The sequence below is a fragment of the Levilactobacillus yonginensis genome (assembly GCF_003946265.1).
Taxonomy (GTDB): Bacteria; Bacillota; Bacilli; order Lactobacillales; family Lactobacillaceae; genus Levilactobacillus; species Levilactobacillus yonginensis.
Genome location: NZ_RHNO01000012.1, coordinates 1 through 16,693 on the forward strand (window position 1 = coordinate 1; position 16,693 = coordinate 16,693).

At 49.0% G+C, this 16,693-nt stretch carries 20 protein-coding genes and 1 other RNA gene; 18 read left to right on the forward strand and 3 right to left on the reverse strand.

Translation table 11 applies throughout. The annotated features are described in order from the left end of the window. Positions 1 to 224 (forward strand): hypothetical protein (locus tag EKM87_RS12530; RefSeq protein ID WP_225428413.1); only part of this gene is annotated, 224 nt, incomplete at its 5' end. A 197-nt stretch (positions 225 to 421) separates the two neighbouring features. Next, positions 422 to 634 (forward strand): hypothetical protein, encoded by a 213-nt coding sequence (locus tag EKM87_RS07450; RefSeq protein WP_125683398.1) that lies wholly within the window; start codon positions 422 to 424, stop codon positions 632 to 634. A gap of 59 nt (positions 635 to 693) precedes the next feature. Here the strand turns inward: EKM87_RS07450 and nrdF are convergent, their stop codons facing one another. The 3 genes from nrdF to nrdH form a co-directional block, all read right to left on the reverse strand. After that, entirely contained in the window at positions 694 to 1,689 is a 996-nt protein-coding gene (nrdF, locus tag EKM87_RS07455; protein ID WP_125683400.1) for a class 1b ribonucleoside-diphosphate reductase subunit beta, read from the reverse strand. A gap of 45 nt (positions 1,690 to 1,734) precedes the next feature. Beyond that, positions 1,735 to 3,900, reverse strand: coding sequence for a class 1b ribonucleoside-diphosphate reductase subunit alpha (gene nrdE, locus EKM87_RS07460; RefSeq protein WP_125683402.1), 2,166 nt, complete (start codon positions 3,898 to 3,900; stop codon positions 1,735 to 1,737). A 104-nt stretch (positions 3,901 to 4,004) separates the two neighbouring features. Next, a complete protein-coding gene (gene nrdH / locus EKM87_RS07465; RefSeq protein ID WP_125583309.1) occupies positions 4,005 to 4,232 on the reverse strand; it encodes a glutaredoxin-like protein NrdH in 228 nt (75 codons plus the stop codon). Between the two features lie 199 nt (positions 4,233 to 4,431). Between nrdH and EKM87_RS07470 the strand changes: the two genes are divergently transcribed. The 16 genes from EKM87_RS07470 to tsaD all read left to right on the forward strand — a co-directional run bounded on the left by EKM87_RS07470 (position 4,432) and on the right by tsaD (position 16,107). Beyond that, complete coding sequence (locus tag EKM87_RS07470) at positions 4,432 to 5,034, forward strand: class I SAM-dependent methyltransferase (protein ID WP_125683404.1); 603 nt, start codon at positions 4,432 to 4,434, stop codon at positions 5,032 to 5,034. Positions 5,035 to 5,101: 67 nt separating this feature from the next. Beyond that, positions 5,102 to 5,593, forward strand: coding sequence for a nucleoside deaminase (locus EKM87_RS07475; RefSeq protein ID WP_164506456.1), 492 nt, complete (start codon positions 5,102 to 5,104; stop codon positions 5,591 to 5,593). A 192-nt stretch (positions 5,594 to 5,785) separates the two neighbouring features. After that, positions 5,786 to 5,872: signal recognition particle sRNA small type (gene ffs / locus EKM87_RS07480), an RNA gene on the forward strand. A 291-nt stretch (positions 5,873 to 6,163) separates the two neighbouring features. Beyond that, entirely contained in the window at positions 6,164 to 7,933 is a 1,770-nt protein-coding gene (dnaX, locus tag EKM87_RS07485) for a DNA polymerase III subunit gamma/tau (protein WP_125683408.1), read from the forward strand. Between the two features lie 20 nt (positions 7,934 to 7,953). Continuing rightward, positions 7,954 to 8,271 carry a YbaB/EbfC family nucleoid-associated protein gene (locus tag EKM87_RS07490; RefSeq protein WP_125683410.1) on the forward strand — a complete coding sequence of 106 codons (318 nt, stop codon included), beginning with the start codon at positions 7,954 to 7,956 and terminating at the stop codon, positions 8,269 to 8,271. Between the two features lie 22 nt (positions 8,272 to 8,293). Beyond that, positions 8,294 to 8,893, forward strand: a complete 600-nt coding sequence (gene recR, locus EKM87_RS07495; protein ID WP_125683412.1) for a recombination mediator RecR — start codon at positions 8,294 to 8,296, stop codon at positions 8,891 to 8,893. A gap of 11 nt (positions 8,894 to 8,904) precedes the next feature. Next, positions 8,905 to 9,156: a YaaL family protein gene (locus EKM87_RS07500; protein WP_125683414.1), complete on the forward strand. Its 252-nt coding sequence runs from the start codon at positions 8,905 to 8,907 to the stop codon at positions 9,154 to 9,156. Between the two features lie 356 nt (positions 9,157 to 9,512). Beyond that, positions 9,513 to 10,154 (forward strand): dTMP kinase, encoded by a 642-nt coding sequence (tmk, locus tag EKM87_RS07505; protein ID WP_164506455.1) that lies wholly within the window; start codon positions 9,513 to 9,515, stop codon positions 10,152 to 10,154. A 25-nt stretch (positions 10,155 to 10,179) separates the two neighbouring features. Next, complete coding sequence (locus EKM87_RS07510) at positions 10,180 to 10,509, forward strand: cyclic-di-AMP receptor (RefSeq protein ID WP_125683418.1); 330 nt, start codon at positions 10,180 to 10,182, stop codon at positions 10,507 to 10,509. A 9-nt stretch (positions 10,510 to 10,518) separates the two neighbouring features. After that, entirely contained in the window at positions 10,519 to 11,532 is a 1,014-nt protein-coding gene (gene holB / locus EKM87_RS07515) for a DNA polymerase III subunit delta' (protein ID WP_125683420.1), read from the forward strand. A gap of 28 nt (positions 11,533 to 11,560) precedes the next feature. Further along, the gene (locus EKM87_RS07520) at positions 11,561 to 11,899 is read left to right on the forward strand and encodes a DNA replication initiation control protein YabA (protein ID WP_125683422.1); all 339 of its coding nucleotides are present in this window, start codon (positions 11,561 to 11,563) and stop codon (positions 11,897 to 11,899) included. 9 nt (positions 11,900 to 11,908) lie between these two features. Next, positions 11,909 to 12,790 carry a 16S rRNA (cytidine(1402)-2'-O)-methyltransferase gene (gene rsmI, locus EKM87_RS07525; RefSeq protein ID WP_125683424.1) on the forward strand — a complete coding sequence of 294 codons (882 nt, stop codon included), beginning with the start codon at positions 11,909 to 11,911 and terminating at the stop codon, positions 12,788 to 12,790. Between the two features lie 5 nt (positions 12,791 to 12,795). After that, on the forward strand, positions 12,796 to 13,536 hold the full coding sequence (locus EKM87_RS07530; RefSeq protein ID WP_125683426.1) for an acyl-[acyl-carrier-protein] thioesterase: 741 nt from the start codon (positions 12,796 to 12,798) through the stop codon (positions 13,534 to 13,536). 174 nt (positions 13,537 to 13,710) lie between these two features. Then, positions 13,711 to 14,433 (forward strand): tRNA (adenosine(37)-N6)-threonylcarbamoyltransferase complex dimerization subunit type 1 TsaB, encoded by a 723-nt coding sequence (gene tsaB / locus EKM87_RS07535; RefSeq protein WP_125683428.1) that lies wholly within the window; start codon positions 13,711 to 13,713, stop codon positions 14,431 to 14,433. Further along, a complete protein-coding gene (gene rimI, locus EKM87_RS07540; protein ID WP_125683430.1) occupies positions 14,417 to 15,001 on the forward strand; it encodes a ribosomal protein S18-alanine N-acetyltransferase in 585 nt (194 codons plus the stop codon). The genes tsaB and rimI overlap by 17 nt, the downstream gene beginning before the upstream one ends. A gap of 62 nt (positions 15,002 to 15,063) precedes the next feature. Continuing rightward, positions 15,064 to 16,107, forward strand: coding sequence for a tRNA (adenosine(37)-N6)-threonylcarbamoyltransferase complex transferase subunit TsaD (tsaD, locus tag EKM87_RS07545; RefSeq protein ID WP_125683538.1), 1,044 nt, complete (start codon positions 15,064 to 15,066; stop codon positions 16,105 to 16,107). The last annotated feature ends 586 nt before the right edge of the window (positions 16,108 to 16,693 follow it).

Consider the following 16,693-nt stretch of genomic DNA (forward strand, 5'->3'; position numbering starts at 1 on the left):
ATACCGCGGTGAAGCCGCTTAATCAAATCTACAAAAATTATAGTATTTCATCCGTCAACTTGACAGGGACTAGTACAAAGATGTACAATGATACTTTTTATCGTTACGGTTATGACGGCGTCAGAGATAATCGGGTAATCTTCGTAAGATTTTTCCTGGATGATGCTACTCATGGATCGAGAATTGATGTGAAGATGAACGGGCAACTACATCAAGCATATTAGGATTGATGCGAAAATTCCCCAAAAATAATCATATTAAAAACATGATTCTGGTTGTTTAAGAATCATGTTTTTAATTGTGCACTGGTGCCGGTTTGAATAAATTTATATCTTTGTTCTATTATCTTCTCGCGTGAATTTGAGAGCAGGTTTCGGCTGCTACCAATGAGCGGTCAAAATTCAGAAAGAAGTGATCTGATATGCGATTCAAGCAAGTATCACGTGAAGGTGATATGAAGTTTTACTATAAGCTTTTTAAGGCAGGCAAACAGTTAGTCAATGCCCCTATCGGAAAGTTAGCACTGACAAGTGCCGTTTTATTTACGATAGCGTTAGGCGGGGTCAATGCGGATACGGATACAACCGGAAGTGCTGATCCGACCTCAACACAAACGAGTTTTTTGGTTAAATGAATAAAAGCGCCGCAAACGATTGGTAATTTCTCAATCGTTTGCGGCATTTTATTTAGTGCTTATTTACTGGGATCTTGCGGATCAGCTGGCTCACCGATATTGTAGTCATCATCGTTCATGGCTTCAACGTTACCTAGGAGATAACCGTTCCCAACTTGGGAGAAGAAGTCGTGGTTGGCCGTCGACGTGGAAATACCGTTCATGACCACGGGATCGACGTCTTCAGCAGTGTCGGGGAACAAGGGATCTTGGCCCAGGTTCATCAAGGCTTTGTTGGCGTTATAGCGGATGAACGTTAGAACCTTGTCCGACCAACCAATTTGGTCGTAGAGGGTGTGGGTGTATTGTTCCTCATTCGCATAAAGCTTGTAAAGAAAGTCGTACATCCAGTCCTTCATCTGTTGTTGCTCGTTGTCCGTCAGTTCCTTCATGCCAAGCTGGAATTTGTAGCCAATGTAGGTGCCATGGACGGATTCGTCACGTAGAATCAATTTAATGATTTCAGCGACGTTATTTAGCTTGTTGTGTCCCAGGTAGTAGAGGGGCGTGAAGAAACCAGAGTAGAACAAGAAAGTTTCCAAGAAGACACTCGAAATCTTTTTCTTCAACGGATGTTCATCATCGTGATAGAGATCATAGATGCGTTTGGTCTTATTTTGGAGAAATTCTTCAGAATCACTCCATTGGAAAATTTCGTCAATTTCATCTGGCGTGTTCAGCGTGGAAAAAATGGTGGAATAGCTCTTCGCGTGAACGGATTCCATGAATTGGATGTTGTTCAGTACGGCCGTTTCGTGTGGGGTTCGGACATCCCGGCGCAGAGCGGCCATCCCATCTTGAGATTGGAGCGTGTCTAACAGGGTCAAACCCCCAAAGACGTGGCCCACGACCCATTTATGGTCGGTGTCCAGTGTGCGCCAGTCATCCAAATCGTTGGAAACGGGAATCCGGGTATCCAGCCAAAATTGTTCCGTGAGTTTTTCCCAGGTGGCCTTGTCGATTTCATCGGAAACTTGGTTCCAGTTGATTGCATTATAATTTTCAGTTCTTGCCATGATGCCACTCCTTTTTGCGGTCCGCTTTACAGGTGGGGGAGGTTCCTAAATAACACAACTCTCACACTGGTTGGCGCCGACTTCATTGTTGTCATCGGTAAATGTCCGGACATAGTAGATGGACTTGATGCCCTTGCGATAAGCATAGTTCCGCAAAATGCTGAGATCTCGCGTCGTCATCTTATCGGTACGGCCGTTTTTCCACTCGTACAGACCGGTTGGAATTGTCGAACGCATGAACAACGTTAGGCTCATTCCTTGGTCCACGTGCTTTTGGGCAGCGGCGTAAACGTCGATGACCCGGCGCATGTCGGTGTCGTAAGCAGACTTGTAGTAAGGCATGGTGTCGTTGTCCAGGTAAGGTGCTGGGTAGTAGATCTTACCGATCGTCTTTTCCTGGCGTTCTTCAATTCGGTTGATGATGGGGTGCAGACTAGCAGTCGTATCGTTGATATAGGAGATCGACCCGTTGGGGGCAACGGCCATCCGGTTCTGATGGTAGAGGCCATCACGCATGACGGCAACCTTAAGGTCAGCCCAGTCTGCAGGTGATGGTAACCAAACGTCAGCGAAGAGGTCCTGGACCTTTTCGTTGGTTGGTCGCCAATCCTGTTCCGTGTACCGGTCGAAGTAGGTTCCAGAAGCGTAAGCACTCTTAGCAAAGTTGTGGAACGTTTCGTGCTTTTCCTTAGCAATTTGGTTAGAGGCCTTTAACGTCCAATAGTTGAGTAGCATGAAGTAGGTGCTGGTGAAGGCCACGCTATCTTTGGAACCGTACATCATATGGTTCTTGGCAAAGTAGCTGTGCAGGCCCATGGCGCCTAATCCAATGGTGTGCGCGAGGTGGTTACCCTTTTGAATGGATGGCACGACGTCGATATCCGAATGATCGGTCACAAACGTCAAGGCCCGGACCATGGTTTCCACAGAATGACCGAAGTTTGGTGACGTCATCAGGTTAACGATGTTAGTCGACCCCAGGTTGCAGGAGATATCGGTACCGAGCTTGACGTATTCCTGCTGGTTGTTAACAGTTGACGGTGTCTGAACCTGCATAATCTCAGAACACAGGTTACTCATCACGATGCGCCCGTCAATGGGGTTCTCCCGGTTAGCAGTATCGATGTTGACGATGTATGGGTAACCGGATTCCTGTTGGAGCTTACCAATATCAGTTTCCAAATCCCGGGCCTTCATCTTCTTCTTGTGAATGTCGGGATTGGCGACCATGTTGTCGTACTCAGTTGAAATATCCACGTAGGAGAATGGCTTGCCATAGATTCGTTCGACGTCGTAAGGACTGAAGAGGTACATGTCTGCGTCCTGTTCACAGAGTTCGTAAAACTTATCGGGCACAGTGATGCCTAGTGAGAGTGTCTTGAGCCGAATTTTTTCGTCGGCGTTTTCCTTCTTGGCACTCAAAAAGGCCACGATATCTGGATGGAACACGCTCAGGTAAACGACCCCGGCACCTTGCCGTTGTCCCAATTGGTTGGAGTAGGAGAAACTGTCTTCCAGCAATTTCATGACTGGAACGACGCCTGAGGCAGCCCCTTCAATGTGTTTGATTGGGTCACCGGCCCCCCGTAAGTTAGAGAGACTGATGCCGACCCCACCACCGATACGGGAAAGCTGTAGGGCAGAATTGATGGTCCGACCAATGGTATTCATGTCATCAGTCGATTGAATCAAGAAACAGGATACTAATTCACCACGGCGTGAACGGCCAGCGTTCAAAAAGCTGGGGGTAGCGGGTTGGTACCGCTGATGAATGATTTCGTCGGCCAGGTCATGGGCCAATTGTTCGTTACCATCGGCGAAGTCTAAGGCGTTCATAGCGACCCGGTCAATAAAGTTTTCTAAGTAAAAATCATTGTCGTCAGTTTTCAGTGCATATTGGGCGTAGAATTTGTACGCTGCCATAAAGGATTTAAAGTGGAAATTTTGACCACGTAAGAAGGCGTACAGGTCTTCGATGAAGCTGAAGTCATACTGGTCAATGATGTGTTTTTCGACGTAATTATTGTCGACCAAGTAGTTGAAGCGGTCTTTCAATGAGGCGAACTTCTTGGTGTTGGGTTCGACATTTTCTTTGATGAAGGCTTGGAGCGCTTCTTGGTCCTTGTTTAACGGAATTTGGCCGTTAACGGGGATATTGATCTCGTTGTTTAAGTCGTAATACGTGACGTTCTTTAAGTCCTTTAGGCTCATACTAATCAACTCTTCTTTCTCTCAATAGGTGCGAAAAATCAAACAAAAAAGCGCCACCGTGAACAGACACGACGTCGCCAAGACGGGTTAGTGCCGAACTTAAATTAGCCCGCGATTTGGGTTAATTGATCAGGTCGGAAGCCATAAAAGGCTGGGTGACCGGGTGCTTCAATTACGGGAACCGCCTGGAAACCTTTTTCTTTTAGGTAAGTCACATATTCTGGATTCTGGTTAATATTACGTTCCTCGAATTCCACGTTGTGTTCGCTGAGAAAACGCTTTGTCATCTTGCACTGCATGCAATTGTTCTTTGAGTAAATCGTTACTTTCATTGTTGCCACATCCTCTAAATTTCATTATCAATGTGTTCAGTGTACACCAGATATGGAAAAATACAATCAAAAAAGACACCATATTTGGTAGTTGGAACATACAATAACTACTAAATGTGGTGTCTGAGCTGTTAAATTTATTTTGTTTGGCCTCGACCCGTTTTCTACGGTAAAATAGGTCTAAAAGGTGGCGGAAATATTGACTAATCATTATTATACACAAAATCCAGACGTTTTACACGAAGAACATCATTGGCCGTTTACTCTCTTAGGCAACGAATTGTTGTTTACCACCGACAACGGTGTCTTCTCGAAAAATCGCGTGGACTACGGTTCACGGGCGCTCTTAGCGGCCTTCAATGCCGACCAGACGCCGGCTGGCCCCTGGCTTGACTTGGGGACGGGATATGGTCCTATCGGCCTAGCATTGGCTAAGAAGTGGCCTGAACGACAGGTGACAATGGTCGATGTGAATGAGTTGGCGTTAGCGCTGGCTCGCCAAAATGCAGTGGCTAACCAAATTGAAAATGTTGAAATCAAGACGTCAGATATCTATGCGGACGTCACGGAGCGTTACGCGGCTATCCTTACTAACCCACCGGTTCGGGCTGGTAAAAAGGTGGTTACAGCGATGTTGACGGGGGCCAAAGAACACCTGCTACCAGGCGGAACATTGACCGTTGTTCTGCAAAAGAAGCAGGGGGCACCGTCAGCTGAGAAGACGATGAAAGAAACGTTTGGTAACTGTGCCATCATCAAGAAAGACAAAGGGTATTACATCTTAGAAAGCACACTGAATTAACTGTTAGCAATGAAAGGAGGCGGTCCGCGTGCGACAAGTCAGTTACAGTCCAATAGAACGACACTACATGCAAGAAGCACTCTTTGAAGCTGACCAGGCTGGCCTGATTGGGGAGGTGCCTATCGGTGCGGTCATCGTTCACGGTGATCAAATCGTGGGGCGTGGCCATAATCTCAGGGAACACGGAAATGATGCCACCATGCACGCGGAAGTCCGGGCCATTGAGGAGGCCTGTGCTACATTACATAGTTGGCGTTTAGAAGATTGCCAACTGTATGTGACGATTGAGCCGTGTCTCATGTGTAGTGGTGCCATTATCAATTCACGAATTCCGGTGGTCTACTATGGCGCCAGGGACCCCAAGGCGGGCGCGGTCGACAGCCTTTACGAGACGTTGACGGACAGTCGGCTAAATCACCGGGTGACGGTGTACGAGGGTCTGATGGCTAAGAGTGCTGGCGAACGCATGGTAAGTTTCTTCCAGGCAGCTCGTAAGCGACAGAAGGCGGCCAAAAAGGCCCGGAAAGCTGCTCAGCGGTCCCAGCAGGTTGAGGAGTAAGTGGGCTGCAGTGGCTGAAACGTGGTCGGTGAGGCAGCTGGTTCCGCTTAACCCCGTAAAAATAAGAATCCAAGCCCGGGATTCTCATTTTTACGATGTTAATGCTCACCAGCTAAGCGCCTCACCGACCACTCTTTAATAACATCCTAGACACTCCGCTAAAATCATGCTACACTAGTATTTGCCGTTAAGGCCTTGGAGCAAGGGTGGGCTTACGAATCGTGTCAGGTCCGGAAGGAAGCAGCACTAAGTTCGTTTCGCTTTGTGCTTCAAGTTTATGAGCTAATTCCAACTCCTAGTCCGTGGACTGGGAGTTTTTTTGTGCCTAATTTAGGGTGTTCAGCTATTTACCAGTGAAACTATCTATATGGAAGAAAAAATATTTTATTGTGGTAGCGGATACGGTTTGAGGCCCAACAGCGGTTGGCATGGAGACGGGGGGGATTCCCGAAATACTTGCGGTCAATCCGTGGCGGGGACCCCCGAAAAAGGCTATAATTGTTATCAGTGAATTTTAAAAATGTGTCACTTAAACAAATGATTTTAACCTCACGGAAAGGAACGGATTGCATGGCTTATCAAGCACTTTATCGGGTTTGGCGGCCCCAAAGATTTGACGACATGATTGGGCAAGAAGTGATTACCCGAACGCTTAAGAACGCGATTACCACGAATCAGATCAGTCACGCCTATCTCTTTGCCGGTCCTCGTGGAACGGGGAAGACTTCAGCGGCTAAGATTTTTGCCAAAGCCATCAACTGTCACCACCAAACGGACGGTGAACCTTGCAACGAATGTGAGGCGTGTCGGGCAATTACCGATGGGACTTTGAACGACGTCATTGAAATTGATGCGGCGTCTAACAACGGGGTCGAAGAAATTCGTGACATTCGGGATAAAGTAAAATACGCGCCAACGGTTGCCGACTACAAGGTATACATCATTGATGAAGTCCACATGTTGTCGACGGGGGCGTTCAACGCCTTACTGAAGACCTTGGAAGAACCGCCCGCAAATGTCATCTTTATTTTGGCGACGACGGAACCGCACAAGATTCCGGCAACGATTATTTCCCGAACGCAACGGTTTGATTTCAAACGGATTGCAGCGAGCGATAGTTACGATCGGATGATCTACATCCTGAAACAAAAGGATGTAACTTACGATGACCAGGCTGTTAAGGTGATTGCGAAGGCGGCTGAAGGTGGTATGCGGGATGCCCTGAGTATCCTGGATCAAGCGTTGTCCTTTGGCGACAACGAAATCACCCTGGATAATGCCCTCTTAGTTACAGGGAGCGTTACCCATGAACTCCTGGCGACCTACGTCCAACAGGTACTGGTCGGGGACACCAAGGCAGCATTAGCGACCCTACAGTCCGTACTGGAAGCCGGTAAAGATGCTGAGCGCTTTACCGAAGACGTGATTGGCTACGCCCGTGACTTATTGCTGTACCAGCAGGCACCACAATTGGTGGAAGAAGCAGAAATGGGCAGTGTCAGTGATGACTTTAAAGCCTTAGCGGAAAAGACGCCAGCCCAGACCATGTACGCTATGATCAATGAGCTGAACGCGATTCAGCAGCAGATGCGGTTTACGACCCATCCGGACGTTTATTTAGAAATTTTGACAATTAAGTTGGCTGAAATTGGTCGGCAATCGGGGACACCGGTGGCGACGCCGACAGCTGCGACACCCAATGCAGCCGCGCCAAGTGCACCGGCGCCCGCCGCTACTGAGGCGCAGGGAACACCAGCCGTGGCCGAGTTGCAACATGAAATCGATCAGCTACGTTCTGCGGTCAAGCACCTTGAACAAGCGCCCGCACCGACTAAGGCAGCTGCTCCGGCTAAGCCCCGGGTCAATAAGTCTGCACCGGCTAAGGAAGTCAACTTAGCTAAGATCTATCCCGTTCTGGGGAGTGCCACGCGAGAAAAGCTGAATCAGTTGCAGGAGGCTTGGCCAGACTTATTGAACAGTTTATCAGTCACTCAGCGGGCCGTGATGAAGGTTTCGCAACCCGTAGCGGCAGCGGATTCAGGCGTGATTGTTGCCTTTGACTACTCATTCTTGTATCAACGGGCAACAACCGATAATGAGCTGACGGATGCCTTAGAAAATGGGTTGGACCGCATGATCGGTGCCGCTCTGCCGGTGGTCTTTGTACCAAAGGATGAGTGGCCAGTTATTCGAAAGAATTACTTGACGGCGCATAAGGCTGAGTTGCAAAATAACGCAGAGGGTGAACCGGAAGAACCGGCGACACCCGCAGCCAATCCAGTTGTGACCAAGGCGGAAGAATTATTTGGTAAAGAGATTGTTGATGTGAAAAAAGATTAAATTTTGGAAGGATGATTAAAATGCGGAACATGGGAAATATGGGTAGCATGATGAAACAAATGCGCCAGATGCAAAAGAAAATGGAAGAGGACCAAGCTAATTTAAACGCCCAAAGCTTTACTGGGACGTCTCCTGATGATTTAGTGCAAGCAACCTTTACTGGCGAACGGAAGATGACTGATCTGACGATCAAGCCAGAAGCCATCGATCCTGATGATCCTGACATGCTGGCTGACTTAGTGTTAGCAGCTGTTAATGATGCTTTGGGCAAGGTTGATGACACGACGAAGCAGACCATGGGGAAGTACACGCAAGGCATGAACATCCCTGGTATGTAATTAAGAAAGGACGTTGTGAGGCATGCAGTACCCAGAACCAATTGCACAACTGATCGACAGTTACATGAAGTTGCCGGGAATTGGCCAAAAGTCCGCCACACGACTTGCCTTTTTCACGATTGATATGCAGGAAGACGACGTGACGGCCTTTTCAAAGGCGTTGGTTGCGGCCAAAAAGGATCTTCACTTTTGTTCGATCTGTGGCAACATTACCGAAACGGATCCGTGTGTGATCTGTGCTGACAAGACGCGGGATCAGTCCCACGTTTTGGTGGTTGAACAGGCCAAGGACATCATGGTCATGGAAAAGATGAAGGAATATCACGGCCTGTATCACGTCCTCCACGGGGTTATGTCGCCGATTGAGGGTAAAGGTCCTGAGGATTTGAATATTTCTAGCCTGATCAATCGGTTGCAACAGAATCCTACGATCAAAGAAGTGATCATTGCCACTAATGCAACGCCTGAAGGTGAAGCGACGGCGATGTATCTGTCACGTTTGATTAAGCCGGCCGGTATCAAAGTTACCCGGTTAGCTCACGGCTTATCCGTGGGGAGTGACATCGAATACGCTGATGAAATGACGTTGTTCAAGGCCGTAGAAGGCCGAACGGAAATGTAGGAGGTCTCCCGATGTTCGGAAGAAAGAAGCGCCAACTTCCTCGGCTCAAGGCGGCTTACGATGATCAGCTTTTAGCAACCATCGATGCTGCGAAGGACCGTTGGGACCATGCGAAGCAAACGGAAGAAGCCATTGCCGATGCGGACAATCAAATGACCGCGAATACGGCATTAGCGCGGCAGACGTACTTGTTTTTATACCGGGAAGCCCGTCGGCGCAAAGTCCGGGGCAAGCACATTTCAGCCGCTATTTTCCGCGACTAATAGGGCAACTAGTTGAAGAGTAACCAAATGGAGGTCGAGACATGTAGTCTCGGCCTCTTGATATCTAGAGGACATGTTAGGCAAAACTTATTGTGAGTGATCTCTTGGGTAGCGCTTTGAGATCGGTCTTGAGGTGACAACCCAGCTATTTAGGTGAAGTTTTAACAATTTGATGCTGAAAATGCCAAATTCAGTTAGATTAGCTAGTATGGGACGTATAATCTAGTCGTTGCTGGACGCTGGCTAAAATAACTTCTAATTTAATAGCTAAACTGTGATAAGCAATGGATGCAAATAGACATCAATTCTGAATTCAAGTACAATATAACTATCAATCAAAAATGGGGTCGAGTATCTTGTCAGGAACGTTTATTAGCTTTGAAGGACCAGATGGTGCGGGAAAAACGAGTGCACTGAAGGCAATAACGGCGCAGATTACACCGCTATTGGGTGACCGGTTGACGATTACCCGGGAACCAGGGGGCAATCCCATTTCCGAGAGTATTCGCGCGGTTATTTTGGATCGAAAAAATACGGCCATGGACTATCGGACCGAAGCCCTGCTGTATGCAGCGGCGCGGCGACAACATTTAGCCGAAACGATTCTACCGGCCTTGGCTGCCGACCAACTCGTGCTTTGCGACCGGTACGTTGATAGTTCCGTTGCCTATCAAGGAGCGGGGCGTCAGATCGGTGAGCAAGCCGTCGCAGAGATGAACAATTTTGCGACCGATGGCTTACTGCCTGAATTGACGATTTATTTCGATGTGCCTGCCGAGGTGGGATTACAGCGTATTCAGGCGCACCGTCAACCCGACAAGGTTGATCGACTCGACGTTGAACAAACGGCCTTTCATGACCGGGTGCGGGCGGCCTACCTGCGTTTGCAGGCAGCCCATCCAGACCGAATCAAGCTGATTGATGCGACGCAATCACCGGACCAAGTGGTTCAGGAATCGCTAGCATTGATCAAGCAAACAGCCCGCAGGTATTTTTAACCGGCATTGAGGGAGGAAATTCACAATGAAATTACTAATCGCTATCGTCCAGGATAAGGACGCTAATCGGCTAAGCAATGAGTTTATTGACCATGACATTCGGGCAACCCGGCTGTCCACTACTGGTGGGTTCTTAAAGTCTGGTAACACGACCTTTATGATTGGGTTAGAGGACGAACGGGTGGATGAAGTTCTGGATATGATCAAGGCAGCCAGTCACACGCGGCAGCAATTTATGACCCCACCGGTTAATTTGGATGCGCAATTGGACAGTACGTCAGCGTACCCGGTTGAAGTTCAGGTCGGTGGTGCGACGGTGTTTGTCATGCCAGTTGACCAATTTCACCGCTTTTAGGGGGCCGAGATGACTGAAGAATCCGTAGTGGCTACGGCCCAACGGCTTCAACCGCAACTGGTAAGCCACTTTATGCATCTGATTCAGCAACAGCATCTGTCCCACGCCTACCTCTTCAACGGTGCCGATGGGACTGGGCGGCAGGTAGTGGCCCGAACGATTGCCATGCGCCTGTTTTGCCAAAACATCACGGCTGAGGGCTTGCCTTGTGGGCAGTGTTCCGAGTGTCGGCGGATTTTAGCAGGCGACCACCCCGATGTGGTCACGGTGATTCCAGACGGGCAACGAATCAAGGTGGACCAGGTTCGGTACCTCAAGGCCGAGTTCACGAAGAGTGCGGTTGAGGGGAACCAGAAGATCTTTATTGTGGATCAGGTCGACCGGATGACTACGAGTGCGGCCAATAGCTTATTGAAGTTTATTGAGGAACCCGTGGGCAATACGGTAGCCTTATTATTGACGGCTAACAAAAATTTGATTTTGCCCACGATTCTGTCGCGAACACAGGTGGTTGATTTCTTGCGAGTGGCACCACAAGCGTTGGCTAGTGCCTTAGCTGACGCTGGAATTGCCCCCAGCCAGCGCTACTTGTTAGCTACGTTGACGGAAAGTGTGCAGGCAGCACAGGAGCTGACGACCGATGACTGGTTGAAGGATGCTCAAACCAAAGTTGGCCAGTGGTTTACGGCTTGCTGTCAGGGTGATGAGCGGGCGTTTGTCCGCGTGCAATCCGAGTTGTTACCCTTGGCGTTGAATCGTGATCGACAAGGAGTGCTCCTAGATATGCTCGTGCAGGTTTGGCACGATGCATTACGGCAACAGGCTGGTGAAGCAGGCGACCAATTAGCATTTCCACAGGTGGCGCAGGCCAGCCAACAGATAGCGCACCAGTTGACCATTGATCAGTTAGTTACGATTATGACATTGACGCTGGCAACTCGCAGTCAATTAGCGGGGAACATGAATTTTCAAACAATTTTAGAAGCCTTAACTTTACAAATCTTAGCGCAGGTAACGCGTTAAAATAAGGTTAGCACTGGAGGGTGGCAGTTTGGATAAACAGGAAGTATACGATCAATTTAAGAGTCTTGAAGCGCAGTTGGACCAAATGTCGGCCCAGTTCTCTGACTTACAGGCAGAGATGACCAAGGTCTTTGAGCAGAATGCGGAATTAGAAATTGAAAATCAACATCTGCGGGATCTGGTCAGAGAACTCCAGCGCACCTTGCCGGAAGACCCAGAGACCCCCCAGGGACTATCGAAGTCCCGGCAGATTCTGGAAAAGTTGTATGAGGAAGGGTTTCACGTGTGTCGGGAATTTTACGGGACACGGCGTAAGCAAGACGAGGAATGTGCCTTTTGCTTAGAAGTTATTTATCGTGATCAGTAGGAGGCAATAATGGAACGACGAAGAAGTTTTCAGCGTGACGAAGAAGGGCATTTATACCTGGTTCCCACGCCAATCGGTAACTTGGATGACATGACGTTTCGGGCAGTTAAGACGCTGCAGAACGCGGATCTGATTGCTGCAGAAGACACACGGAATACGCAAAAGCTGCTCAACCATTTTGAAATTGAGACGAAGCAAATCAGTTTTCACGAACACAACACACAGGAACGCATTCCCCAACTAATTGCGAAACTGCAAACGGGGATGGATATTGCCCAGGTCAGTGATGCGGGGATGCCGTCCATCTCTGATCCAGGCCATGAACTAGTGAATGCCTGCATTGAAGCACACATTCCGGTGGTGCCTTTACCAGGTGCTAATGCTGGTTTAACGGCACTCATTGCCTCCGGTTTAGCCCCACAACCATTTTACTTCTACGGCTTTTTGGATCGGAAGCCCAAGGATCAACGAGCTGAAATTGATAGTTTAGCTCAGCGACCAGAAACGTTGATTTTCTACGAGGCACCACACCGGTTAAAGAAGACGTTGCAGAATTTAGCAGATGGTTTTGGTGATGATCGACCAGCTGTTTTGTGTCGGGAGTTAACCAAGCGCTATGAAGAATTCCTGCGCGGTTCCTTAGCAGAGTTGGCCGATTGGGCCGCTAACGATACGGTACGGGGCGAATTTGTTGTCCTGGTTGGCGGGAATCCTGCGCCCACCACGACTGCGACCACTGCTGTTGACCTAAGCGAACCCGTTGAAGTGCAAGTTGATCGGTTGATTGCGGCCGGCGACAAGCCAAACGCTGCCATTAAAGAAGTGGCGAATCTTCGAGGGGTTAAGAAGCAAGAAATTTATCGCCAATATCACCATTTAGACAAGGAGTGACCCAGGTGGCCGCAAATGAGTTTTCCGAAAAACATCGTGTCGTTTACTATGAGGTAGACGACACGGCCCACTTGACCCTCGCCATGTTGATCAATTTATTTGTATTGGTCTCCGAGGATCAGAATACTGCACTGAACCTGACCACCGATTTTATTAAGAGTCAGGGCGTGGGCTGGGTCGTTACCCAGTACCATATTCAAATCGATCGGCTCCCACAGACGGGGGATGAGGTGACGGTTAAGACTCGCGCCACTTCATACAACCGGTATTTTGCCTACCGGGAGTACTGGCTATTCGATGCCGCTGGTCAGCAACTGGCCTATGGTGAGGGTATCTGGGTAACGATGAGTTATGAGAACAGAAAGATTGCGACGATCCCTGACGCCATCATGGCACCATACGCCAGCAAACAACAGACCCGCTTGCCACGGTTACCACGACCGGACCGGGCTGATGCAACGCTGACGGGGGTATTTAAGCCGTACACGGTGCGGTATTTTGACATCGATAATAACGGCCACGTGAACAATGCGCACTACTTTGAATGGATGCTGGATGCGTTGCCAGCTAATTTTCTGCGACAACAGCAGCCAACAGACGTCAAGATTCGGTTTGAAAATGAGGTTCAATACGGCCATCAAGTGATCAGTGAGGTTCGCCGTTCGACAGCTACGACGACACAACACACCGTTAAGTTGGGAACGACCACGGCGGTGGAAGCAACGGTAACTTGGGAAAAAGCCTAAACTTGGAAAATCAGGCAGGTAAGGTGTAGCCACGGCAGCTTTGTGGTAGTATAGTAAACTGATAAAGACAGTCAACGGAAAAATCATCCGGGCGTTGAGCGGTGACGCCGGTTTTAGCGTTTCCGGAGTTTTAAAAGTTATGGCGAAACACAGTGAAGGGGAACGTAAGCAATTATGAAGATTTTAGCAATTGATACATCAAATCGACCACTGAGTGTTGCCGTCTTAGATGACAGCACGGTGTTAGCTGCCATTACGGTAACCGTTCACCAAAAGCATGCAGAGTACTTGTTACCCGAAATTGAACGTTTGATGGGGATGGCAGGGTTAAAGCCAGCCGACCTAGACCGCATCGTTGTGGCAGCTGGTCCGGGATCTTATACCGGAATCCGGATTGCCGTGACAACGGCCAAGACACTAGCCACGACGTTAAATATCGACTTAGTAGCCGTATCGAGCTTGGCCACACTGGCGGCTAATGTGCCAGTCGAAGGGGCCTTGGTGGCACCACTATTTGATGCCCGTAATCAGAACGTCTTCGCCGGTTTATACCGGATCAAAGACGGTCAACCGACAGCGGTCATTGCAGATGCCCATACGAATATTACGACTTTCTTAGAAGCTGTTAAGGAGTATGCAGAACCCGTCTGGTTCTTAGGGGATGCTGACCACTTCACGGAATTGATTAACACGACTGTGTCAGCCGCCACACCACGAATCAGTCCCTGGTTGAATTTGCCACAAGTGGCGACGATTGGCTTACTGGGCCAGCAAATGACTCCCGTGAAGGACGTTGACCGCTTTGTGCCCAACTATCTTCGTTTGACGCAGGCTGAAGCTGAATGGCGCGCTAAGAACCCGAAAGAGGACGTCGAATCATATGTTGAAAAAATTTAAAGTCTGGTATAAAAATGTATTTGGAAGTCGGAATGAACTCGCTCGCGAAGAGGCCATGGATGTGAAAAATCACCGGGTCGAGATTCGAGATGTCACTTATTTTGTGGCGAAGGCGTTGTTTACTGATATTCCAGAAATGATTGAGATTGAAAAGGCAGTATACGCCGGTAAGGCACCGTGGGATTCAACGGCGTTTGCCAATGAGTTACGGCGTGAGAAGGACCGGCTGTATTTAGTTGTGCGGAAGAATGATCGGCTGTTGGCCTTTATCGGCAGCACGTTTGACGACCGGACGCGTGACGCGCATATTACTAATATCGCCGTCTTACCGGAGTTTCAAAGTCGGGGCTTAGGTCGTTTCCTGTTAGGCGTCATGATTAAGAAGGCACGCCAGATGGGTTACAAGTCCGTGAGCTTAGAAGTTCGGGTCTCGAACCAAAATGCCCAAAAGCTATACCGTGAGTTGAACTTTGAACAATCCGGTATTAAGCGGGGGTATTACTTCGGTGATCACGAAGACGCTGCTGATATGACGTTGTATTTAAATGATGAATCTGATCCAGACTAAGGCGAGTTGGCGCTTGGCCGCTCGTTTTTTTTGTGAGAGCAATTGGGAATTTGAAAGAGGGAGTGAGTCCAACGGATAAGCGAAATTTAATTTTAGCATTTGAGTCGAGTTGTGACGAAACGAGTGTAGCGGTGATTGAAGACGGCCATAAAATTTTGTCCAACATTGTGGCAACTCAAATCAAGAGTCATCAACGCTTTGGCGGTGTCGTGCCGGAAGTTGCCAGTCGCCATCACATTGAAGAAGTGACGTTGTGTATCGCTGATGCTTTGAGCGAAGCCCAGGTAGGCTATGATGATTTAGACGCCGTGGCTGTGACGTATGGTCCCGGTTTGGTCGGGGCTCTGTTGATTGGTGTGACGGCTGCTAAGACGGTGGCCTTTGCCCACAACTTACCTTTGATTCCAGTTAATCATATGGCAGGGCACATCTATGCGGCCCGTTACGTGGAACCAATTGAATTTCCAGCCATGGCTCTGTTGGTTTCAGGGGGGCATACCGAGTTGGTTTACATGCCAGCTGAAAATGAGTTTGAAATCATCGGTGAAACGCGGGACGATGCTGCCGGTGAAGCCTATGATAAAGTTGGCCGGGTCATGGGTGTGAACTACCCAGCCGGTAAGACGGTTGATGAATGGGCCCACCAAGGCCACGATACGTTCAAGTTCCCCCGGGCAATGGAGAAGGACGACAACTTCGACTTTAGTTTTAGTGGGTTGAAGAGTGCTTTCATCAATACCACGCACCATGCCGATCAGATTGGCGAAAAGCTGAACAAGCAGGACCTGTCCGCTAGTTTCCAACAGGCAGTCGTTGACGTTTTAGCCGAGAAGACCCAGCGGGCGTTGGCCGACTATCCCGTTAACCAGTTGATTTTGGCTGGTGGCGTGGCTGCCAACCAGGGGCTACGTGAACGTTTGGAACGCGACTTGTCCAGCAATCCCACGACTCATCTGGTTAAAGCACCCCTGAAGTTGTGTGGCGATAACGCTGCTATGATTGGGGCGTTTGCCTACGTGGCGTTTAAGCACGGCGTCTTTGCCGACGCAACGTTGAATGCTGATCCTAGTTTGGAATTTGACTGGGTAGCTGATCCCGTTAAATAAGGATTGGGTATTGGTGTTTAGTCAGACATAGCGGAAAATTGCCGCCTTACCGTTCGCCAAATTTGGACCGGAACGCGGTGGGAAGGACGGGACAAGCCAAAAGGCGGTCTTGCCCCTCGCTTGAAGCCGCAAAGCACGTCTTCAAGCCGCCATTTTCAAGAAAATCACTTGAAAATCCCACGGCTGAGTCCAAATTTGACTCACTCTCGGCTACCCAGTGGCGCGCCAATAATATTTCGTAAGTGCTGTCATGTAGGTATTTAAGTTAGCTTAATTTCCAAGAACCCGTTTAACCGGAGGGGGTCAGAGGTGGAGCCAGCTGTGTCGACGATGTAAGCCGATTTCGGCTTACACCGTGGGACGTGTTTGGAGACTGGTGGTTTTCCAGGCTTCAAACCGAGCCGAAGGACCGCTTCTCAGGCCGGAGGCGTTCCCCACAGCAGGCGGAATCTCTGACTGCCGCAGGTTTAAGTCTATAGCGCTTTACTAGTCTTGGTTTGATAACGGTTTTCGAACTTTCAGTCTTTAACTAAGAATACAATGGCACTGCAAAAGGGACGGTCACATTTAATGTGACCGTCCCTTT